Origin of the sequence: Lacticaseibacillus songhuajiangensis, from assembly GCF_003946025.1 — a bacterium.
Lineage (GTDB): Bacteria > Bacillota > Bacilli > Lactobacillales > Lactobacillaceae > Lacticaseibacillus > Lacticaseibacillus songhuajiangensis.
Genome location: NZ_RHNR01000047.1, coordinates 1 through 21,359, shown reverse-complemented (window position 1 = coordinate 21,359; position 21,359 = coordinate 1). Strand labels below are relative to the sequence as shown.

Sequence of the window (21,359 nt, the reverse complement as noted above, 5' to 3'; positions counted from 1 at the left end):
AAACACCAAAGCAGCGCAGTCCCGTGTGAATCATGGGATTGCGCTGCTTTTTTGAAATTCTATGAATAATCCAGGTTTAATGATCGAATGATGCGAGCCGAGCAGAAGCTTGCGGTTAACACGTTCCGCCAACGAGGGCATAACCCGCCCTCATTGCCGAAACCCGTTAATCCTCAGCTTCTAAACGCTCGGCTACGCTCTGTTAAAACAAGTCTAGTTGCTTCGGTGCCAGTCCCGCAAACTGAACGCCGAGAATTTCCTGCATGCGCAGGGCATTCGGTGCCGCCGCGTGACCGGCGTTGTTGTTGAAGATATAGCAGATGTTTTCCGCTCGGCCAGCGCATGCCGTTGCGATTTCGCGCAATTGCTCATCGCTGTAGTCGTAATCAGTGCGCACTTCCCGCGCGCCACTGATCCAGCCCTGCCGGTTGCGTCCGTGCAGGCGCACGTACAAGGTGTCGCCATAGGCTGGCACCGGCACGAAGGGAATACTGCCACCTGGTACTTGCGGCTCGTCGACGGCGAAGTTCGTGATGTGCGCATCGGCCAGCAATTCCAAGGTGCTGGCCTTCATGCTCGGGGCGAACCAAGAGGAATTGCGCAACTCAACACCAAGGGGCAGCGTCGGTAGCAGTTTCCGCAAGTGCGCCAAGTAGCGCGCGTTGCGGGCATTCGCACCAAAACGCGGTGGAAATTGAAAGAGTACCTGTTCCAACTGACCAGCCACAACCAATGGTTCAATGCTGTCGGCAAACAGTGCAAACTCCTGAATGAGCGTGGCTTCGTTCACGTGTTGGTGGCGTGTCATCAGGCGCGTCGCCTTCACAATGAAACGGAAGTTAGCCGGCACTTGCGCCCGCCAGTCCGCAAACACAGAGCGCTTGCGAATGCCGTACGCTGTGGTATCAATCTCAACAATTGGGAAATTCTGCGCGTATTCGGCCAGGCCGCCACCCTTCCCCGTGATTTCAGGGTGGTCGGTAAAGCCCGTAAGTCCGATGCTAATCATGAGCTTGCGCCGTAAGTTCGAGGAAATCATCACCAGCATAACGGGCCGTCAGCTGCATGCCTGTTTTGCCACTCATCATTAGTGGCAAGACGGCATGTATGTCGGGGATTGAACCCTGATTATCCGGCAACGCCAGCCAGTCAGGATCGAGTGCAGCCAGCAAGCCCTCCCGGGTCATCCGCGGTAGCTGCAACTCGTCACCGATGACGGCACTGTAGAGGTAGATTGTGCCAACCAACTGGTCGTCGATGACCCAATCCATTTTGCCTAGCTCCGTGAAACGCGCTTCATCCAAGCGCACGCCGGTTTCTTCAAAGGTCTCGCGGGCGGCACCAGTCAGCCGCTGCTCGCCAGGTTCGACCTTGCCGCCAATCAGGTTCCACATACCACGGAATGGCACCTTGCGGCGGTTAATGGCCACAACCCCCACGGGCGTTTGCAAGGCGATTAAAGTGTAATCTTTCACGTTCTACCCCTCCTTTATTTGCTCAGTTTGCGGCGCTGCAAGTGTCGCTCAATTCGGCGATCGGGCAGTGCCCAAGATGCGATGGTCAGCACATCGACCACAATCACGAGTGGTGGCCAGATGAACGCTGCACCGATGCCGACCACATTGGCCGCCACGCTACGCATCGTCTTGCGCCGGTTTGCCAGCAGCAGGCGCGTATCATGGCCTTGCTTGCGGTTATCGTTAATCAAAGTCTGGACGAGCAGCCACCAAGCGGCGTTGGCCAGCAAGTTGACAAGGCCGTAGAACAAGGCCGGCACAAGTGCTGTCAGCTGGTTCTCCCCCATCCACGCGGTTGCAAATGGGTAAAAGGACATCACGAGCAAAGCTAAAATGTTCGCCCACAAAATACTACTGGAGACGTTATCCACCACTTGGAATAAGTGGTGGTGGTTTACCCAGTAAACAGCCAACTGCAGGTACGACACCAGGTAGATAGCAAAATCATGGCGCATCGCTCATAGTGCATTGAAGCTGGCCGCATGTGGTGCTTGGAATTCCAAGACCATCACGGTAATGATGATGGCGATAACGCCATCGGTGAAGGCAACTAAGCGTGATTCGGACATGCGATTTCCTCCGTTTCAGAAGCCCCCATAGTTCCCCCTAAGCTTTTGATTTGGTGCTGCGTAGCCTGGTCTACTTACGTTCGCTGTAGCCAATCCCGTACTCATCGAGCACTTCTTGCATAGGCTTTTGGTAGAGCGCCTGGAAGTTTTCCGGCTGCGTTTCCTTTTCAGTCAGCTGGAGGACGAAGGCGCACTGGTCATCGTTCACACCCAGCGCTGCGTAGGCCTGCGTGTCGGGCTTGTTGCTAATGTAGACACTGTCTTGCAGGAGGTACAGCTGGTTGAGCTTCAGCCGCAACTGGCGCGCAGAGAAGACCGGTGTTACGCAGATGAAGCCGGCAAAATCCAGGTTGATACCCTGGTCGCTAAGGGCTTCGTTGAAGGCCTTAAACATCTTGACGATGCCGCTACGATAACCGCGCGCATCGGTGATGTCGGTTTCCTGAATGGTCTGCCACAAGTGGCTAGCCGCCTTCAGTGCCCGAGGGTACTTCGTGTACCACGCAGATACATAGTCACTTTCCGGACCGCCGAGCACAACGAGGCCGTCCAGCAGGTTGAAGATGCGGGTGAGGACTTCACCATCATCTTCTTCATCAGTTTCGTCCGGTGTATCTGCTTCGATACCGGCACGAACCGCCTTCAACACGTCTTCGGTCAGCAAACCGCTCTCACCCTGCCAGCCAGCAACCATGGTGTGCACAACACCAGCTTCCAGCGCACCGGCGATGGCCCGCATCTGCTGGTCATACTCATTGTCGGGGCTGTGCACCGCGGTCCCGGTGGTTGGGTAGTTCAGTTCCCGAAGCAAAATGTGCAGCAATTCGTGGCTCAAGGTGTAATTGACGTTCGTCGCATCCTTGATGTCAATTGTGCCATTGCCATCTTCATCCATGGTCGTATCCGCGTTTTCGTTCCGCAAAATGCCACTGGCTTCGTCGCCCACTTTAATTGTGAGCGGCTGCTCGAAGCCCTCGTTTACTTTTGCTAGCAGTTCTGCGACTGCTTCACTGTATTCAGCCATCGGTTAATCTCCCTTATTAGTGGCCTTTGCCACCTTACTATTAATTACCATTGTACCGCTCATCTTCATTAAACAGCACCCCCTTTTGGACAGCCCGCTTGCCTTGTCCATAACGAACGGAGGATAATATACCTTAACAAACAAGTTAACTAGGAGGAAACGCACATGCAGATTAAAGTCCCTTTTGAAAACGGCCTGCTGCCAGATCAATATGGTAAGTACGCTGCGGGTAGTGACGTGTACAGCGGCAAGCCCGTTCACAGCTTCCCCATCACGATTGAGGACGCTCCAGCCGGCACACGCAGTTATGCCCTGACCTTCGTCGATTTCGACTCCACGCCCGTTGCCGGCTTCGTCTGGATCCACTGGCTGGCTGCCAACATCGACGGAACGATGAAGCTCATCCCCGATGACGCCAGTCGCCAACTCGCGGGTCAGTTCACCCAGGGCCACAACTCCAACGTCAGTCGTTATGTCGGTGCGAGCGATCCAGAGATCATCAGTCGTTACGTGGGCCCTCAGCCGCCGGACCGCACGCACGACTACACCCTGACGGTTTACGCTCTGGACGCGATGTTGCCACTTGACGAAGGCTTCTACCTCAATGAGTTGCGTCACGCACTTAAGGGCCACGTGCTGGCAGAGGCCAAGCTGGAAGTGCCGAGCCGCGCGTAATGTGAATGTCCTAACAAAAATCGTCAGTCCGCGCAGAAAAAGGCTGACGATTTTTTTATGTGCGCGTCACTTCTTAAGTTCCGCGCGTAATCCCGCCGCATCCAGCCGACTATGGTAATATTAGTGGGCAATCCGTGCAGTAACGCGCGGTTATTCTGGAGGAACCCCCACATGTCATACATTCGCAAAGCAGCCAACCTTTTTCTCCTCGGATTCGGTCTGCTCATTACACTCTACCTATTGCTAATTAGCGCGAAGAACGCCTTTAGCTTGCCTTTCGCGTTCTCGGCAATCATTGCCCTGCTCGCATTTCTCGCCGGCATTGCGCTGATTATTTACTTGCCGAACACCAAGTTTGTCCGCATCACAGCATTGGTTGTGATTCTCGCGCTTGGTTTTGGCATCCGTTTGTTTTGGACGCTACAAACTCGCAGCTACCCTTCACTGGACTTCTGGCATTTCTACGATGCGGCCTACAAGTTTTCGCTGGGTTACAAGCCTTTCTTTGAAAAGCCCTTCTTCGTGACTTGGCCATACCAGAACGGGTTCGCCATTTACGAAGGCTGGCTCATGAAGCTGGTCACCAGTGCCGTCTTGAACCTGCAAATCGTCAACGTCCTCGTTAGCACCGCCACCATCGGCGCGGTTTTCCTGCTGGCTAAGGAACTGTTCAACTGGCGCAGCGGCCTGCTGGCGGCTTACTTGTGCGCAACCTTCGTGCCTTTCATCTACATGAGTAGCGTCCTCACCAACCAGATGCCAGCCACGATGTTCTACATGTTCGGCCTCTGGCTACTGATTAAGGGTCAAAAGCGTCTGCCCACCTCTTGGTGGTGGCTCTGCGCCGCAGCGGGCGCCGGCATCCTAATCGGCCTCGGCAACATTTTGCGGCCCCTGGCTTCACTAATTCTGGTTGCACTCATTCTGTTCTACCTGGTTTACATGTTCGGTGGTACCGCAAAAGGCCGGCGGGCGTGGGTCAAGCCGCTCGTCTACATCGCCTTGATTGTTGGTGCGTACGGCGGCACGATGGCGACGGCGAACTTCGCCATTACTGCTACTGGCACGGCGCCGTACAAGCTCATTAACCGCGACCCGAGCTGGAAACTGGTTACCGGGCTCAACGTCGCCACCGGCGGCATGTATTCGAAAGCCCGCGATGAGCAAGTTGCTAAGTACCCAATCGGTAAGGCGCGTTCTGCCGAAAACAAGCGCATCATTAAACAGGAACTGCGCGACAAGAAATCCCTGCTGCGCCTGTTTAACATCAAGTTCCGCTACATGTGGACCAGCATTGATACCAGCTACCAATGGGCCGTCAACAACAAAGAAGCCGCCATTAACCCGCAGAACGCGACGCAAAAGCTCCAGTCCTGGCGTTACTTCCAAGGTCTACAATGGCTCGTCTTGTTCCTGGCTTTTGCCGGCGGACTGTTTGCCATCCTCAACCCTTGGCGTCTAACTGATGGACTGGATCGCAACGCCACGCTACTCATCATCTTGTGGTTCGGTTACATTACGGCGCACCTGCTGATTGAAGTGCAAATGCGCTACCGCTTCTTCATCATGCCATGCGTCATGGTGCTCGCCGCTCTCGGTATCGCGGCACTGGCGGAGCGCTTGCGTCCGACTGATGCGGGTCGCAATCCTCTCTTGTCAGCAAACCTGCTGAAGAAACATTAACTTTTGAACAAAATAATAGCTCCCGTTCAACCTGTGATGGTTAAACGGGAGCTATTTTATTGCCGTTCAGAAACTAAGCGCATCTCGATTCGGTCTTAGTAAATCACAACCTTAGTGCCGTACTTGATGTGGGTGTACATCCAGTAAGCATCGGAAACGGTCAACCGAATGCAGCCGTGGGAGTGGGCAACCTTACCAAGTAGTGCCCCTTCGTTGGCGAGGTAAGCGCCGCTACCACTAATTGGTACGGAGTGGAACAGGTAAACGCCGTGGTCCTTCCAGGAAACGTAGTAACGCGCACCGCCGAGGCTACCGCCAAAGACGGGGCCGCGTTCTGCCTGAATGTAGTATGTGCCCTTAGGGGTTGTGGCACCAGGACGACCTGTGGAGCAAAGCATCGTGTAGAGCACGCTGTTGCCGTTCATCAGGTAAACGCGCTGCTTAGCCAGGGAAACCTTAATCCACATGTGTGGGTACTTGCTGGTGCTTGGGTAAGCCTTGTCGACTTCACTCGGGCCGCGCCAGTCAACGATGTTCTTGTTCACACCAACCCACTGGTTATTGCCCAGGTTGTACCAGGTCTTACCCTGGTAGTTGCGCACCTGAGTAAAGTGCCAGCTCGTGCCGTACTTCAGGGTCTTAATGACCTTGTAGCCATTACCAGGGCCGGCCTGCAACTTGATGTTGGCATTCAAACGGACCGTGCCCTTCTTGCTGACAACACCGGCCAGGCTCTTCTTGCCAGTCTGACCGGACTTAGCGCCAGCCCACTGATTGCCGCCAAGGTTGTACCAAGTCTTGCCCTGGTAACTGCGCACCTGGCTGTACTTCCAAGAAGAGTTGGCTTTAAGGGTCTTGAGCACCTTGTAGCCATTGCCAGGACCGGCCTGCAACTTCAGCGCGGTGTTGAAGTAAACCGTCCCGGACTTGCTAACAACACCGGACACGCTGCTGGTCTGCCCAGCTTTTACGCCAATCCACTGGTTGCCGCCGAGGTTGTACCAAGTCTTGTCCTGGTAACTGCGCACCTGACTGTACTTCCAAGCAGAACCGGCCTTCAAGGTCTTGATGACCTTGTAGCCGTTACCGGGACCCGCCTGCAACTTGAGGGCCACGGTGATGTTGACCGTGCCCTTCTTGCTGGTCACACCACTCAATGTAGCCTTGGCAGGCTTAGCCGTCTTGCTGACACCAACCCACTGGTCGTTGCCAAGATCATACCAATTGCGGCCTTGGTAGTCGCGGTAGGCAAAATACTTCCAGCTGCTGCCAGCCTTCAGAGTTTTGAGCACCTTGTAGCCCTTACCAGGACCTGCCTGCAGGTAGGTGGCAGTTGGCAGCTTCACGGTGCCTTTCTTGGTTACAACGCCGCTGATGACCGTCTTGCTTGCCGGTGTGGCCGCTGTCGTCGTTTTGGCAGTGCTCGTGCTGGTCGTTGCTGAACTGCTGCTTGCCGTCGTCTGACTGCTAGATGCTGCAGTTGTGCTGCTGGCTGCAGCCGACTGTGCACTGGAACTAGTAGAACTTGCGGTGCTGGCAGTAGCACTTGCTGCACTGCTGCTCGACGCTGAGTTTGCGTCTGTCGCAGCCATTGTCGTCACGCCACCGACCGTCAGAACTGCCAGTGCGGCCGCTACCGCACTGAGGTGTCTAAAAAGACTCGTTCGTACCATAATTTTCTACCTCTTCCAATCGAATAATAACTTCGTACTCCAGCATTTTAGCACAGCATAGGGCACCCCTGCCACTAAGTCACCGCGCAATTATTCCTGCTTAAACTTAACTTAGTTTGGACATAAAAAAACACACGCCAGAGACGTGTGTTTGCTCTTGTACAATTAGAATAAACTCTGAACCCAGGAAATCAGGCTACTGAAGAAGTTGCTAATGGCATCCAGAATCTTCTGGAAGAAATTGCGGCCTTCTTCACTGTTGACGCTGCTCTTGATTTTACTGAACAGGCCCTTCGCAGAATCCTGAATGGAGCTGGCGAGCTTACTTGCTTGCGCCTTGAAGTCGCTGTTCTTCAGCGCACCGGAGCTCTGAATCTTGACGAGCAGATTGATAATCTGCGTGCGCTGGTTGTTGTTGATGATGGTGCCGAGATTGTTGTTCTTGAGCTGGCTGTCCACAATGTTCCCAATCTGGTTCTGGGACAGGGTTTGCTCCCCATTGTTGGACTGACTCGCCATGTCCTTCTTCATCCCCGCAACCGCGTTATTAAGCTGCTTGTCGCTGTAACCATCTTCGTTCTTGTTGGCCTGCGTGATGCCTGACAAGGTGCTAACTTCGCTTTGCGCCGCCGCAATCTGGGAAGAACTCAGCGTCTGTCCGTGTTCGGCAAAAGCTGCGTACACCCCAGCTAGTGCGCCAGAGCCGTCAATGCGCACCGCACTGGTGATGTAGATGTCAGCGTTGCTAACCCCAGCTGTTACGGCCGCGTTACGGTACTGATCGGCGGTAATGGTCGTGATATTGTTCACCCCGTTGTAATCCAAAATGTGAACGTTAATCCCGCCGTTAGCCGTCTTGTTGACCATCGCGCTGGACCACACGCCTGAACTCGAAGTGAAGTTGCTGCCGCTAGGGTTCAGGTACTTGACGAGGGTGTCCCCGTTGACCGTCAAGGTGTCGAAGGTGCCCCCATTCAGACTCGCCGTCAGCGTGTTTTCCGTCCCCTGCTTTTGTGCATCCGTTAGGGACGATCCCAGTGTCACGACCGGCTTGTCCCAGGCCGAATCGTCCGCCGCATGCACCGCGTGGGCGCCAGCCAAGCCGGCGGCAAAGAGTAGTGCGAATACCGCGCTCATTAACTTTTTCATGATTAATTTCTCCAATCATAATTGCATCATACGTGATGCGTTAATTGTAGCAAACTCCTGACTGGTGAGCGCAGAAAATAACGGGTTTAAGCAAATCCTACGCAATCGTTCACATTTGAAAATGCCGGCGCACCTCATCATCGTAGCCGTACTGTGCATTAATGAGACCGAGCAGGCGCTGGTTGTGGGTAATGGTGCGCCCGGTGCGCCGCAAGTGACGGTACAGCGGCAAGTATGGCAAATCACTAGCGCGCGCCAGCTGGATTTCGGCATCTTCGTCATACTCAACCTTGCGGAACTCGACACTGCACCGTCCGGCCGCATCAATGCGCAGCAGGGCGTAACAGGCGCGCTGGTCGAGCATCAGGCGCCGCCACGGGCTATAAGGCTGCCCAACGGCACCCGGGTTCAGCACCATCTGGCCCTTGGAGCTGGTGCGCATAATCTGCTGGTGGATGTGCCCATACACAAACAGATCTTGGCCCGGCGCAAACTGACGGTCAAGGTCCGCCTGCGGCATTTGCGGATACAGGTCATGTCCGGAAGCCATGTCCATTTCGTTGTGGGCAAAACCAATATGCACGCCGTTGACCACGATGTTTTGACTAATGGGATGGCGGCGCATCAGCGCCAGTTGCTCCGACCGCAAATGCGCGAGCGTGTACATCCCCAGCCGTGCAAAATACACGTGGTTGGGCCGGGCAGTGTCGCCCATGCCGTCCGCCGTGGCGTAGAGCAGTTGCTCCCAGTTGCCATTCAGCCACACCAGCGGGTGCAGTGCGCGCACGGCATCGATAATTGCCGCGGCGCCGGGACCGGGCATCAGCAGGTCACCCAGTACGGCGTAATCGGTCGGTTGCTGCGCGGCGGCGTCCGCGAGCACAGCTTTGGTGGCCGTCAAGTTGCCGTGGAGATCTGAAATAATTGCAATGGTGCGCGTTGTCGTCACGACCAGCCACCTCCTCAGTTAATATCCCGCTTGTAAATCCACCAGGTTGCGCGAGAGCGCACCGTTTGCGGTAAGACTGCGCAAGTTCTCAGCAAAAATCGCGAACACCGCCTGCCGCAAGTGGTCCACCGTGCCGGATACGTGCGGCGTCACAATCACTTGGGGATGCCGTAAAAGTGGCGAATCCGCAGGTACTGGTTCATCCTTAAACACGTCCAAACCCGCGCCGCGTAATTGACCATCATTGAGTGCGTTGAGCAGTGCTGGCTCATCAACTGACGGGCCGCGACCGACATTCACAAACAGCGGGTGGCGCGTCATCTGGGCAAAGCGCGCACCATTGAAGAACAGCTTGGTTGCACTGGTCAGCGGCATCACGTTAATGACAAAGTCCGCACGCGCCAGCACGGCCGCCGTCCCCGCATCATCAGTGACCTCGTCGAAATTTTCTGCAGGGCGACCGTGGCGCGAGACGCCCAAAGTGCGCACACCAAGCCCCTGCAAAAGCGCCGCAATCGTGCGGCCAATGTGCCCAGTGCCAAAGATGACTGCCGTTTTGTCTGCCAGCGTGAACATCTGCTTGCGCACAGAATCCGTTGGCCACAATTGTCCAGGTGCCGTTTGCGCACTCGCCTGCAACCCGCGGCCAAACGCCAGCAAGTAGGCTAGGACCGACTCGGCAATTGGCCGGGCGTGAATGCCACTGGTGTTGGTTACCTGAACGTGCTGCGCCGCCAGTTCTGTCAGCGGCAGGTAATCAACCCCAGCGGAGATGGTCTGCACCCACTGCACTTGGTTCGGTGCGGTGATCAGTGCCCGCGCGTTGTCGTCCCAGCCGTAGACGATGTCCACGGTTTGCGTTGCGGCGTTTAGGTCAAAATTTTGCGGTGTAAGCACCGTGTGGCCTGCCGCTTCTAGTTGCTGGAGTTGTTCATCTTGAAGTTTGAATGCTGCATATATCTGCATGATGTTCACCTCGTGTATGTATGGCAGCGCCGCACTGCATGTGCGGGCCGCGTTGCTGAATTGCTTGTGTGTTTAGAGGAAGGTCAACCCGACCTGGTCCGCAGCCTTTTTCTAGTCGCGCTCCAAAGGGCAGAACCCTAACGTACAAGGCAGCGCCAACAGAAATCCTAAGTTCGGGATTTCCGTCGTCCCTACCTTGTACAACGGGTTCTAACCGCCCTTTTCCGCAGCCTTTTTCCTAGTCGCGCTCCCTAGGACTGACCCTCAACGTGTAAGGGCACCTGGGCATAAATCCTAAGCCCGGGATTTACACCCAGGTGCCCTTACACGACCGGGTCAACCCGTCCTGGTCCGCAGCCTTTTTCGCAGCCTACTTGATTTCGTCCGGCACGTCTTCTTCCATCCCCGGCACCTCGGTGGCCACACCGCCAAGTAGCTTGTGGACACCATTGAGGTGTTCAAAGAGGGCACCTTCACGCAGCCCGTTCTGCGAGAAAATCAGACGGTCGACGTCGTTGTAACGCATCATCGTGACCACGGGAATTAAGCCCGCAACGATAATGTCCGCCCGGTACTTGGACAGACCTGGCATCGCCTTGCGCTGCTCCAGATCCGCATCCAGGATTTCACTGAAAATTTTGTTAATCTCTGGGGCGTACATGCGGAAGCCGTGAATTTCTTCAAAGTTCTTGAAGTGTTCCTTGCGGCGCTCAATCTTCGCGAGCGTCCGGTTGGAGCCGCCCAGTGCAATCAGTGGCAAATTCTGCGCCTTGCGCAACCACCAGATGCCGTTGAAGGTGCGGTTGACCGCGGTCATGAGACCGAAGAGCTCGCTGGCCGTAATCGGATCACTGTGCACGAAGCGCTCGGACAGGTTCACGGACCCAAACGGAATGCTGATGAGGTTGGTCATCTTACCGTTGAGCACCAAAATCAGTTCAGTGGACGCACCGCCGGTATCCATAATCAGCGCATTTTGAACCGGCAAGGTGTTGATAACACCCAGGTAGTCAAACTCGGCTTCCTTGGTGCCCGGAATGACCTCGATGTCAATGTTGCACTCTTCCTTGACGCGCTTCAAGAAGCGCTTCTGGTTGCGCGCCTGGCGCGTTGCCGCGGTGGCGTATGCCTTAATCGTCAGGTCGGGGAGCTTGTCTGCCTCTTCTCTGAAACTCTTGAGCGCGTCAATTGTGCGCTGGATAGCAGGTTCCTTGAGAATCCGTTCGGCGCCCATCCCTTCGGACAAGCGTACCATTTCCTTAAGCTTGAGCACCGGCGTGTAATCGCCGGCCTCGTCAATTGCCCACGCGGACATGCGCGCGGAGTTACTTCCTAAATCAATGACTGCAAAATGACTCATTAGTCCTCGTCTCCTTCATCGTCGTCGAGCGGCTGGCTAGGCCGGAGTGGTGCAAAATGCCGCGGGCCGCGACTGCTGATGTCGGGTTTGACCTCGGCATCGGGATCAACCGCGCTTGTCAGCAGGGCATCCGCCATGTCTTTTGCGTGCGCCACCAGGTATTCCTGGACGTTGAGCGGTGTCCGGCCGCGACGGTCAATGCGCTGCCAGCTGGCGTCCGGCTGGAGAATGCGCGTCTTGGCGTTGTCTTCCCACATTAACTGATAAATGTGAATAATCTGTTCTTTAATGTCGTCTTGCAGAATTGGGAACAGCACTTCCACCCGCCGCGATAGGTTGCGCGTCATCAGGTCGGCCGAGCTCAAGAAGACCTGCTCGTCGCCATCGTTGTAGAAATGGTAAATCCGGCTGTGTTCCAGGAAACGGCCGACAATCGAGTGCACCTCAATATTGTCGGAAACGCCCTTGATACCGACCTTCAGGTTGCAAATCCCCCGCACAATCAGATGAATGTGCACGCCCGCCGCACTGGCTTCGTAAAGTTTGCGAATCATGTGCGGGTCGGACAGTGAGTTCATCTTCATCTGGATAAAGGCCTTGCGCCCCGCCTTGGCCGCAGCAATCTCGTCATCAATGCGTTCACTCAAGAAATCACGAATGCGCATTGGCGAAATGACCAGCTTGTGGAAGTATGGGGGTTCACTGAAGCCGCTGAGCATGTTGAAAATGTTGCTGGCGTCAGCCCCGATTTCAGGGTTGGCGGTAAACAGGCCCATGTCGGTGTAGAAGTGCGCAGTAACATCGTTGTAGTTCCCAGTCGCCATGTGCATGTAGCGCCGAATGCCGTCTTCTTCGCGGCGCACAACCAGTGCCAACTTACAGTGGGTCTTCAATCCGACCAGTCCGTAGATAACATGACAGCCGGCACGCTCTAGTTCCTTGGCCCAGTGCACGTTGTTCTCTTCATCAAAGCGTGCCTTTAGTTCAACCAAAACGGTAACCTGCTTGCTGTTCGTGGCGGCCTGCTTCAGGTACTTAATGATTGGCGACTTGCTAGACACACGGTACAGCGTCATTTTGACCGCCAGTACCTGCGGGTCGATGGCGGCCTGGTGAATGAACTCCACAACCGGCAGGAAACTGTCGTAAGGGTGGTGCAAGAACACGTCCTGGTTGCGAATGATGTGGAAAATCGAATCTTCCTTAAAAACGTGCGGCAGATATGGCACTTGCTTCGGGAAGCGTTCGCCGATTTTGTCACCCACGCCCTTCACGAGTTGACTCAAGAAGGACAAATCAATGGGCCCGTTGATGGCGTACACGTCCTCAGCATCGATGTGCATCTGCTTAAGCAGGTAGCGCTCCAGGTTTTTGCTCATCGTTGCTTCGATTTCCAGCCGCATTACGCGGCCGCGTTCACGCTTCTTGAGCTGATCTTGAATCTCGGTCATGAGGTCCGAGGCGTCTTCTTCGTCAACGTCCAGCCCCATGTCGCGGGTCACGCGGAACATCGCGGTCTCGCGAATCTGCGCACCCACGAACAATTCGCCGATGTAGTGGCGAATGATTTCCTCAAGCAAAATGAAGTCGAGGTTCTTGCCTGGCAGGTGCAGCACCCGCGGCACACCATCAGGAATCTGCACGGTCGCAAAGGAACGGTCCTTTTTGTCCTCCTCACCGGCGCGAATCAGGCGCACGGCCATGTTCATACTGCCATCCGCCAGGAACGGGAACGGCCGCGACACGTCCACGGCCAGTGGCGTCAGAATTGGGTAGAGTTCGCGGTGGAAGTAGTCGTCGACAAAATCCAGCTGTTCGTCAGACAGTTCACCCGCTGCCAAGAGACGCACGCCCTTCCCCGCGAGTTGCGGCAAGAGGGAACGCGATAAAGTGCGGTACTGTTTTTCAACCAGCGCGTGTACATCGGTCCCAATTGCCTTCAGTTGCTGAGTCGGCATCATGCCGGCGGCGTCCGGTTTCACGTAGTCCACCGACACCATTTTGCGCAGGGAGGCCACGCGGACATTGAAGAATTCGTCGAGGTTACTCTGGGTAATGGCGAGGAACTTCACACGCTCCAGCAGGGGGTTCTCCTTGTCGCGCGCCTCCTCGAGCACCCGGTCGTTAAAGGCAATCCAGGATAACTCGCGGTTCGTAAAATATTTGTGATCACTAAATGCTTTCTTACTCATTGCGTGTTCCTTCCTTTCAGCCGGACGGGCATCCCGAAGACCGCCTCAAAGAAGCGCCCCTTTTGGCCCAGCGTCCATTTCTCCAGCTCCAAATTCTCGTGCGTGCTGGCGGTAATGGTGACGCGCTCGCCGCGCATGGAGACACTGATGTTATCAATCTTTTGCCGCCGCGACGTGTCCAGCGAATCGGCCACCCGCAAAATGGCGGAGAGTTTGGCCACAATCAGGCGGTCGGCACCCCCGAAGCTCTTCAGTGCGGACATATCCAGTTGCGGCGTCGCACTGGTGTGGTAACGCGCAATGGTCGCCACGATGGCCAGCTCGCGGCTGGACAAGCCCATGATGTCCGAGGAATTAATGATGTACTCACTGTTCTGGGCATGTGAGTGCGTATCGATGTAACTGCCGATGTCGGTAATAAGCGCCGCGGTTTCCAGCAGCAGGCGCTCACGTTTACCCAGCTTGTGCAGTTTACGCAAACGGTCAAACAGTTGCAGCGCAAAGGTGACGGTGGTGTCGCGGTGCTTCTCGTCGACGTGGTACCAATTCGACAAGGTCAGCGCACTGGCGATGGTCTCCTCGGTCGGGTCGAACTTCACGGCGTGGCTACCACTCTCAATCGCCTGGTTGACTTCCAGTCCGTCAATAAGGCGCAAGTTGCTAATCCAGATGGCGTCCGGGTCGAGTTTGCGCACCAGCTGGTTAAGTAGCGTCATCGTCGGCAGCACCTGGCTCACTAGGTCCGGGTCAATGCCATACTGACTGCTCAAAAACTGGTCCGACGCCCGCGTCACTTGCCGCACAATCTCCCGGAAATCGCTGCGCTGCAGGCGCCGCTTGTCCAGCTTCGGCCACATTGGCGTGAGCAGGCGCAGCGCACTGCCCATCAGAATCATGTGCTTGTAGTCGTGCTTTTGCGGCAGCAGGCGCAGGAAGTCCAGCAGGCGGCTGTCGATAAACTCACGCAGAATGTCGACGTAGTTATCGGCGGAGCGCTGCACGTCCTTGAGATCTTCAAACACGCGCAGTGGTCCCAGGTTGAGGTTGCGGGCGAAACTGAAGGTGCCGTTGTTAAAGGCAATCAGTTCCACGGTCCCACCACCCACGTTGACCAGCACGGTGCCATCCTGGCTGAGTTTGTCAAAATGCGGGAAGCTCTGCATGACGGCGCTGGTGCGGTGGTAGGCTTCTTCTGGCACGGTCAGCTTGTGCACCCACATCCCCGTACGGTTGAACAACTGGTCGCGCACGAAGTCGGCGTTGTCCGCTTCGAAAAACGATTGCCCGCCGTAAGTGGCGTAATCAGTTACGCCGTAATCGGCGAAAACCTGTTTCACCGCGAGCAGTGCATCTTGGAGTGCAGCAGTGAGTAATGGTGATAGCAGGTGGGAGCTGAAAATCTCCTCACCGACGGGGACGGGATAGGTACCCGTCTCGATTTTGTGTAAGTCCTTGGGATTCGTGATGCTGAAAGCTACCCCCTGGCTTTCAACAACGACCAGTCCCTGATTCGTTTCCGTCACAACAATCACCAGCCCTTTCTTTGCCTCCATAATACCATAAGCTAACCGTTTTCAGAGCTGCGCAAAACAGTGATGTCTGGCATGCAAATATCATCCACACATATTCAAAAGATGAAAACATCTGTACTGCTTATTGCAAGTGCCAAATCATCGTGACTTTATAAGCTATCACCATATTCGTTCACGCAAAACTTTTCGCCAATACCACCGCCACACCAATGGTACTGCCAATTGTCAATGCAAAATGGCCATTAGGGGTAGGGTTTCGGCCCTGATTGTTTTGTTTGCGGGCGGGACATTTGTCCTCGCCCTGCTTACGTTCGTTGTACTGCTGATCAACAAGATCAAGCGGTAGCGCGCACAAAAAAGCCCGCCTTGGCCATGCAGGGCCTTATAGCGGGTTAAATCTCGTTGTAAGTCTGTGCGTCACCACCAAAGTGGCTAGTTGACGTAAGGATTGGTGTCCCAGCACCAGTCCTTTTTCTGTACCTTCATTGTTGCGTCACGCGCGGCCATATTACGGCCGCCGCCACGTCTCGAAATCATGCACTAGCTGCGGGTCTGCCATCGCCACGTGCTCACTATCGACGAGTTCGAACTTCGCCCACGGCACGGTCGGCATCGTGGTATCACCGGCGAACTCACCACGGATGCGCGTGACGTAAAGCGTGTCGACGTCATCCATAAACAGTTTGAACACCTGACTGCCCCCAATAATCATCAGGTCACGCTCGGGCTGCTTGGCCGCAAACGCCAGCACTTCCGCGCGGCTGTGCAGCACCGTCGCCCCGCTAGCCGTGTAAGCCACGTTGCGCGTCAGCACCACGTTGGTGCGCTTTGGCAAGGGCCGGCTGCCCATTCCTGCAAAAGTCTTGCGGCCCATCACCACAATTTGATTGAGCGTGCGCTGCTTGAAGTATTGCAGGTCGTCTTTCAGGTGCCATGGCAGTTTGCCATCTTTACCGATGATGCCATTAGCGTCCTGCGCCCATACGAATGCAATCATGTCTTGTCCTCCGTCATCCCCGTTAAAGACATCATTCACGCATGAATGGTCCCTTTTGCCGTGTGTTCGCCTGCTTAAACCGCCACCGGTGCCTTAATAGCCGCCTGCGGTTCGTAGCCTTCCAGCTTGATGTCTTTCATCGTGAAGTCACTCAATTCCTTGCACTCAGGATTGAGCCACAGCTTGGGCGCCGGGTTCGGCGTGCGGCTGAGTTGTTCCTTCACTTGCGCCACGTGGTTGGTGTAGATGTGCGCGTCGCCCAGGGTGTGGATGAATTCCCCCACCTGTAGTCCGGTCACCTGCGCCACCATGCTCAGCAGCAGTGCGTAGCTGGCAATGTTGAACGGTACGCCGAGGAAGACATCCCCGGAGCGCTGGTACAATTGCAGACTGAGTTTGCCGTCATTCACGTAAAACTGGAACATCGTGTGGCAGGGCGGCAGCGCCATCGTCGGCACATCTTCTGGGTTCCAGGCGCTGACAATGAGACGGCGGGAATCTGGGTTACGCTTAATTTCGGCAATCACGTTGCCGAGCTGATCAATGGTATCACCCTTCGTCGTCTGCCAGGCACGCCACTGACTGCCGTACACCAGTCCCAGGTCGCCATACTTAGCCGCAAAGGTGTCGTCATCGAGGATACGCTGGTCGAAACTGGCCTTTTGCAGCTGGTATTCCTTGGCAAAATCGGCATCAACAAGACTGCGACGACCGAAGTCGGTCATGTCGGGGCCGGTATACTCATCAGACTCAATCCACTTCTTGAACGCCCATTCGTCCCAGATGTGGTTCTTGTGCTGGAGCAGGAAGCGAATGTTAGTGTCGCCACGCAGGAACCACAGCAATTCCGACTTGATAAGGCCAAAAGGTACCTTCTTGGTCGTCAGTAGCGGGAAGCCCTCGCTAAGGTCAAAGCGCATCTGGTAACCAAAGATGCTGTGGGTGCCGGTTCCGGTGCGGTCGCCTTTGTAGTGACCCTCCGTCATGATTTTGCGGGCCAAATCTAGGTATGCAGTTTCGAGCAAGCGCGCGTCCTCCTTCGATTAATTGTTAACAGTATAGCAAGTTATTACCGGTCGTGCTTCTCGCGCATGCGCACGACGTACGAATCCAGCAGAATTCGGCTGATGACCTGTACCGGTAGGCGCGAGTGCACCTCGTAGTGCGGGAAGTAGGAATCATCCGACTTATAGCCGGTGAACAAAATATCGGTGTACTTGGTCAGCGGTGCTTCACCATTGGTCGTAATCGTGATGACCGGCACGCCGTTTTCGTGCAAGCTGCGGGCGGCCGTGACGAGTTCAGCTGTTTCGCCGTTCAGTGAAATGAAGATGGCGCACGCATCAGGTTGCACGCGTTTGGCGAGCGTCATGATGATGTTAGGGTCGTGCAAGGTCTGCGTGTACTTACCCGATAGCTGGAGCTTCAGCGACATTTCGTCGGCAATCATCTCGGACAAGCCGCGGGCAAAAATGTAGATGCTGCTAGCCCCAGCAATCTGCTGCACACCATCCTCGATGGTCCCAATGTTGAGCAGATTGATGGTCTCCTCAACCTCGCGCTGGTTAGCGGTAATCACACGGCGAATGTTCTCGTCGGCGGCACGCAGGACGGCGGGCTCGTGGCTATTACTACTGCCAAGCGAGTGCCGGAAGTCAGTGTAGCCGCTATAGCCCATCTTCTTCATCGTCCGCACAATTGTGGCGGTGGAAACGTTAGCAAAATCCGCAAACTCGACAATTGACATCTGCATGATTTTGCTGCGCTCTTTATTCACAAGGTTCACCACGTACTGCTCGCTGGCACTGAATTTTCCCAAGATGAGCCCTCCTGTACAGGTTTTCGTAATTTTGCCGGTAAGCGTTGCCATTTAGAAAACATTTACAACTCCAGCTGCGTTAACCTAAGAGGGTAGGCAGGAGGAGATAACAATGATTTACACCTTAACACTTAATCCCGCAATTGATTTATTCATCGACACACCCCGCCTCGACGAGGGTGTTGTCAACCGCACTCATTCATACGACGTTCAAGCCAATGGCAAGGGCGTTAACGTTTCCTTTATTCTACAACGCCTTGGTGTTGCGAACAAAGCCCTCGGCGTTGGCGGCGGCTTCACGCTGAACTACATCAGCGAGCAACTCAGCGCCGCCGGCATCGCCAACGACTTCATCGACACCGGCGGCATCACCCGCATTAACGTCTTCACCCACGTTGAGGACGGCGACCGCGAATTCAAGCAGGTGAACCCGGGACCGGAAGTTTCCGCAGCCGGTCTGGACGACCTGCTGATGCACATCGCCAAACTCACAGCGGATGACGTGCTGGTCATCTCGGGTAGCTTTGCTAAGGGCATCGCCCCCGACATTTTGCAAAAGCTCGGCGCCATGTCTGCCAAGCAGCAATTCAAGTTCGTGATCGACACGTCCTATCCGGAAGTGCTGGACGCCTTGCAGTACCACCCCTACCTCATCAAACCCAACAACGCCGAACTGGCCAGTTGGTACGATTTACCCGCCGACGTCGATGAAGAACAGCTCATCGCCCTCGGCCGCGACCTGCAAAAGCGCGGGGCGCAAAACATTCTGATTTCCCTTGGCGGCGCCGGTGCCATCTTCATCGGCGAGCACGTCTACAAGGGCAACGCCCCCACCATCAAGGTGCTCAACACCGCGGGCGCGGGCGACACGATGCTCGGCACCTTCATCGCTGGGCTGGTGCAAGGCAAAACGCCGCAGGAGAATCTGCGCTACGCCTTGGCTGCCGGGAGCGACACGGCCCGCAGCGCGTGGGTGACCGACTTCAAGCAGCTGGATGACCTGCTGCCGCAGATTCAAGTTAACGAATTGCACGTGAAAGGAGAATAAATTATGGCTAAGTATGATTTAATCGGCGCCACCGGTTGCGCGACCGGGATTGCGCACACCTACATGGCGCAAGAAGCACTCGAACAAGAAGCCAAAAAGCGGGGGCTGACCATCAAGGTGGAAACCCACGGGCAAACCGGGGTTGACGACCCCCTCACTCAGGAAGAAATCGACAACGCCAAGGCCGTCATCGTGGCGTCTGACATCGACGTTGATGCCGACCGCTTTGCGGGCTTGCCAGTGATTATGGTGCCCGTCGCAGCCGGAATCAAGGACCCCGGCAAATTGTTTGACGAAGCCCTCGCCAAGGACGCCCCAATCTACAAAGAGGGCACCAAGGCCAAGGCAGCCGGCGGCGCTAAGCAGTCCGGCACCGGCCTCGGCCACCTGGTTTACACCAGTTTGATGAACGGTGTTTCGCACATGTTGCCAGTCGTTGTGGCTGGTGGTGTGCTGACCGCCATCTCCTTCTTCTGGGGCATTTACTCCGCCGACCCAAAGAGCGTGCAGTTCAACGCCTTCGCAGCCATGCTGAACACTATCGGTGGTTACACGATGAACCTGATGGTTCCCGTGCTCTGTGCGTACATCGCTGAAGCCATCGCCAAGCGTAGTGGTTTAATTGTTGGTTTCGCCGTCGGGATGATCGCCCTCAACGGTGGGACTGGCTTCCTCGGCGGTATCGTTGGTGGTTACGTTGCCGGTGCCGTGGTGATTTTGCTCCAGCACCTGCTCAAGCCATTGCCTGATAAAGAATTCCGTGGTCTCAAAGCAATTTTCCTATATCCCGTATTAGGGGTCTTTATCGCCGGCATGATTATGTGGGTCATCACCAAGCCAATGGCTGGCATCAACACCGGCATGATGAGCTTCCTGAAGGGCATGCAGAACTCCGACCCAATTGTTCTTGGTCTCATCGTTGGGATCATGTGTGCTTCTGACTTCGGTGGCCCAATCAACAAGGCGGCTTACCTGACTGGTACCGCCCTCCTGGCTCAAGGCAACGCCTTCTTCATGGCTGGCGTTTCCGCAGCCTGCATCGCACCACCAATCGCAACTGGGATTGCCGTTTTGCTCAACCCTAAGGCTTACAACAAGGATGACCGCAGTGCCGGTTACGTTAACTTCCTGCTCGGTTCCACACACATTACCGAAGGGGCCATCCCGTTCGCGGCGAAGAACCCGCTACTCAATATTCCTAGCTTCATGATTGGGTCCGCGGTTGCCGCAATTCTGACTTACATGAGCAAAATTCAGGTCCCTGCACCCCACGGTGGCTTCATCATCCTGCCACTGGTTAACCACCCAATCCTCTGGGTTGTCTACATTCTGATTGGTTCCGCCGTCTCCGGGATTCTGCTGGCCATCATCGCTGGCCACTCCGCAAAGAAGCACGGCGTTTCCCAGAACTCCGTCTCCCTCGCCGGTTTGACCGGTGACGATGCAGTTGCCGCCATCGCACCTGAAGCAGCTGCACAACCAGAAACTAGCAACACTGATGTCGACAACGGTCTCGGCGACATCATCGACACGGACAACATCGTCCTCGACATGACCGCGACCGACCGCAATGACGCATTGAAACAATTGGCACAACTCGTTGTGAAGAACGGCATCGCCACCGATGCCGATGCGGTTTACCAAAAGTACTTGAAGCGTGAAGACGAAGGGTCAACGGGGATGGAACAAGGCATCGCCATCCCACACGCCCAGGACGCCAGCATCAAGCGCTCCGCGATGATGGTGGTACGGCTGCAGCAGCCTGTCGAATGGAAGACCTTCGACAACCAGCCCGTCGACACCATGATCAGTTTCCTGATTCCTGAACATGACAACGGCGACCACCTGCACTACCTGAGCAACACGGCTAAGCTCCTGACCCACCAGAGCTTCATCAAGCAGCTCAAAGCGGCGCACACACCGATGCAGATTCTGACCTTATTCAAAGAATAGTTTCTAACACAACAGCCCCTACCAAATGGTAGGGGCTGCCGTTGTCCGTCAGCGTGAGTCACGAAACTTTCATCCGCAAGGATGCAGGAATTGAAAATAGTGGTTAGACCGAAGGTCGGAACTGGGCCGGATTAGCTTTGCTCCCGGGAAGGGTGTGCGTGGGACCGTTCCAGCCAGCTGCGCTGTCTTCCACTGGCGATTTTGCCGCAAACCCGCCGGCAAAATCCCGCTCCTAACGAAAATGGCGGTGTAC

General features: G+C 55.5%; 18 protein-coding genes and 1 pseudogene. 5 read left to right on the top strand and 14 right to left on the bottom strand.

Annotated elements, in window-relative coordinates; all coding sequences use genetic code 11:
* Positions 1–202: 202 nt before the first annotated feature.
* The 4 genes and pseudogenes from EKM97_RS10085 to EKM97_RS10070 form a co-directional block, all read right to left on the bottom strand.
* A complete protein-coding gene (locus EKM97_RS10085; RefSeq protein WP_125572283.1) occupies positions 203–1,048 on the bottom strand; it encodes a DUF72 domain-containing protein in 846 nt (281 codons plus the stop codon).
* Complete coding sequence (locus tag EKM97_RS10080; protein ID WP_125572282.1) at positions 1,002–1,475, bottom strand: NUDIX domain-containing protein; 474 nt, start codon at positions 1,473–1,475, stop codon at positions 1,002–1,004. Before EKM97_RS10080 ends, EKM97_RS10085 begins: the two co-directional genes overlap by 47 nt.
* Positions 1,476–1,489: 14 nt before the next feature.
* Positions 1,490–2,086 (bottom strand): annotated as a pseudogene (locus EKM97_RS10075) (TMEM175 family protein).
* 70 nt (positions 2,087–2,156) lie between these two features.
* Positions 2,157–3,110: a hypothetical protein gene (locus EKM97_RS10070; protein ID WP_125572281.1), complete on the bottom strand. Its 954-nt coding sequence runs from the start codon at positions 3,108–3,110 to the stop codon at positions 2,157–2,159.
* A 165-nt stretch (positions 3,111–3,275) separates the two neighbouring features.
* Between EKM97_RS10070 and EKM97_RS10065 the strand changes: the two genes are divergently transcribed.
* Both EKM97_RS10065 and EKM97_RS10060 read left to right on the top strand, forming a co-directional pair.
* Positions 3,276–3,785 (top strand): YbhB/YbcL family Raf kinase inhibitor-like protein, encoded by a 510-nt coding sequence (locus EKM97_RS10065; protein ID WP_125572280.1) that lies wholly within the window; start codon positions 3,276–3,278, stop codon positions 3,783–3,785.
* 171 nt (positions 3,786–3,956) lie between these two features.
* Positions 3,957–5,468: an ArnT family glycosyltransferase gene (locus EKM97_RS10060; RefSeq protein WP_164507521.1), complete on the top strand. Its 1,512-nt coding sequence runs from the start codon at positions 3,957–3,959 to the stop codon at positions 5,466–5,468.
* A 95-nt stretch (positions 5,469–5,563) separates the two neighbouring features.
* Here the strand turns inward: EKM97_RS10060 and EKM97_RS12230 are convergent, their stop codons facing one another.
* The 7 genes from EKM97_RS12230 to EKM97_RS10025 form a co-directional block, all read right to left on the bottom strand.
* Positions 5,564–7,141 carry a L,D-transpeptidase family protein gene (locus EKM97_RS12230; protein WP_225419267.1) on the bottom strand — a complete coding sequence of 526 codons (1,578 nt, stop codon included), beginning with the start codon at positions 7,139–7,141 and terminating at the stop codon, positions 5,564–5,566.
* Between the two features lie 165 nt (positions 7,142–7,306).
* A complete protein-coding gene (locus tag EKM97_RS10050; RefSeq protein WP_125572278.1) occupies positions 7,307–8,290 on the bottom strand; it encodes a DUF1002 domain-containing protein in 984 nt (327 codons plus the stop codon).
* A gap of 109 nt (positions 8,291–8,399) precedes the next feature.
* Positions 8,400–9,239, bottom strand: coding sequence for a metallophosphoesterase family protein (locus tag EKM97_RS10045; RefSeq protein ID WP_225419266.1), 840 nt, complete (start codon positions 9,237–9,239; stop codon positions 8,400–8,402).
* Between the two features lie 18 nt (positions 9,240–9,257).
* Positions 9,258–10,205 carry an NAD(P)-dependent oxidoreductase gene (locus EKM97_RS10040; RefSeq protein WP_125572277.1) on the bottom strand — a complete coding sequence of 316 codons (948 nt, stop codon included), beginning with the start codon at positions 10,203–10,205 and terminating at the stop codon, positions 9,258–9,260.
* A gap of 370 nt (positions 10,206–10,575) precedes the next feature.
* Complete coding sequence (locus tag EKM97_RS10035) at positions 10,576–11,565, bottom strand: Ppx/GppA family phosphatase (protein ID WP_125572276.1); 990 nt, start codon at positions 11,563–11,565, stop codon at positions 10,576–10,578.
* Positions 11,565–13,757 (bottom strand): RNA degradosome polyphosphate kinase, encoded by a 2,193-nt coding sequence (locus tag EKM97_RS10030; RefSeq protein ID WP_125572275.1) that lies wholly within the window; start codon positions 13,755–13,757, stop codon positions 11,565–11,567. Before EKM97_RS10030 ends, EKM97_RS10035 begins: the two co-directional genes overlap by 1 nt.
* A complete protein-coding gene (locus EKM97_RS10025) occupies positions 13,754–15,289 on the bottom strand; it encodes a Ppx/GppA phosphatase family protein (RefSeq protein WP_225419265.1) in 1,536 nt (511 codons plus the stop codon). Before EKM97_RS10025 ends, EKM97_RS10030 begins: the two co-directional genes overlap by 4 nt.
* 235 nt (positions 15,290–15,524) lie before the next feature.
* On the opposite strand from EKM97_RS10025, the gene EKM97_RS12225 reads away from it, so the two are divergent.
* Positions 15,525–15,635 carry a putative holin-like toxin gene (locus EKM97_RS12225; RefSeq protein ID WP_125572273.1) on the top strand — a complete coding sequence of 37 codons (111 nt, stop codon included), beginning with the start codon at positions 15,525–15,527 and terminating at the stop codon, positions 15,633–15,635.
* Between the two features lie 162 nt (positions 15,636–15,797).
* Here EKM97_RS12225 and EKM97_RS10015 read toward each other — a convergent pair whose 3' ends face one another.
* The 3 genes from EKM97_RS10015 to EKM97_RS10005 all read right to left on the bottom strand — a co-directional run bounded on the left by EKM97_RS10015 (position 15,798) and on the right by EKM97_RS10005 (position 18,105).
* Complete coding sequence (locus EKM97_RS10015) at positions 15,798–16,286, bottom strand: dihydrofolate reductase (RefSeq protein ID WP_125572272.1); 489 nt, start codon at positions 16,284–16,286, stop codon at positions 15,798–15,800.
* A gap of 74 nt (positions 16,287–16,360) precedes the next feature.
* Positions 16,361–17,311 carry a thymidylate synthase gene (locus EKM97_RS10010; RefSeq protein WP_125572271.1) on the bottom strand — a complete coding sequence of 317 codons (951 nt, stop codon included), beginning with the start codon at positions 17,309–17,311 and terminating at the stop codon, positions 16,361–16,363.
* A gap of 44 nt (positions 17,312–17,355) precedes the next feature.
* Positions 17,356–18,105, bottom strand: coding sequence for a MurR/RpiR family transcriptional regulator (locus EKM97_RS10005; RefSeq protein ID WP_225419264.1), 750 nt, complete (start codon positions 18,103–18,105; stop codon positions 17,356–17,358).
* A gap of 112 nt (positions 18,106–18,217) precedes the next feature.
* Here EKM97_RS10005 and pfkB point away from each other — a divergent pair, with 112 nt between their 5' ends.
* Both pfkB and EKM97_RS09995 read left to right on the top strand, forming a co-directional pair.
* Positions 18,218–19,153 (top strand): 1-phosphofructokinase, encoded by a 936-nt coding sequence (gene pfkB / locus EKM97_RS10000; RefSeq protein WP_125572270.1) that lies wholly within the window; start codon positions 18,218–18,220, stop codon positions 19,151–19,153.
* 3 nt (positions 19,154–19,156) lie between these two features.
* Complete coding sequence (locus tag EKM97_RS09995; RefSeq protein WP_125572269.1) at positions 19,157–21,106, top strand: fructose-specific PTS transporter subunit EIIC; 1,950 nt, start codon at positions 19,157–19,159, stop codon at positions 21,104–21,106.
* Positions 21,107–21,359: the final 253 nt, after the last annotated feature.

Coding starts and splice junctions, on each gene's coding strand:
- EKM97_RS10085 (WP_125572283.1), bottom strand. CDS start 1,048: ATGCTGGTGATGATTTCCTCGAACTTACGGCGCAAGCTCATGATTAGC.
- EKM97_RS10070 (WP_125572281.1), bottom strand. CDS start 3,110: ATGGCTGAATACAGTGAAGCAGTCGCAGAACTGCTAGCAAAAGTAAAC.
- EKM97_RS10065 (WP_125572280.1), top strand. CDS start 3,276: ATGCAGATTAAAGTCCCTTTTGAAAACGGCCTGCTGCCAGATCAATAT.
- EKM97_RS10060 (WP_164507521.1), top strand. CDS start 3,957: ATGTCATACATTCGCAAAGCAGCCAACCTTTTTCTCCTCGGATTCGGT.
- EKM97_RS12230 (WP_225419267.1), bottom strand. CDS start 7,141: ATGGTACGAACGAGTCTTTTTAGACACCTCAGTGCGGTAGCGGCCGCA.
- EKM97_RS10050 (WP_125572278.1), bottom strand. CDS start 8,290: ATGAAAAAGTTAATGAGCGCGGTATTCGCACTACTCTTTGCCGCCGGC.
- EKM97_RS10040 (WP_125572277.1), bottom strand. CDS start 10,205: ATGCAGATATATGCAGCATTCAAACTTCAAGATGAACAACTCCAGCAA.
- EKM97_RS10035 (WP_125572276.1), bottom strand. CDS start 11,565: ATGAGTCATTTTGCAGTCATTGATTTAGGAAGTAACTCCGCGCGCATG.
- EKM97_RS10030 (WP_125572275.1), bottom strand. CDS start 13,757: ATGAGTAAGAAAGCATTTAGTGATCACAAATATTTTACGAACCGCGAG.
- EKM97_RS12225 (WP_125572273.1), top strand. CDS start 15,525: ATGGCCATTAGGGGTAGGGTTTCGGCCCTGATTGTTTTGTTTGCGGGC.
- EKM97_RS10015 (WP_125572272.1), bottom strand. CDS start 16,286: ATGATTGCATTCGTATGGGCGCAGGACGCTAATGGCATCATCGGTAAA.
- pfkB (WP_125572270.1), top strand. CDS start 18,218: ATGATTTACACCTTAACACTTAATCCCGCAATTGATTTATTCATCGAC.
- EKM97_RS09995 (WP_125572269.1), top strand. CDS start 19,157: ATGGCTAAGTATGATTTAATCGGCGCCACCGGTTGCGCGACCGGGATT.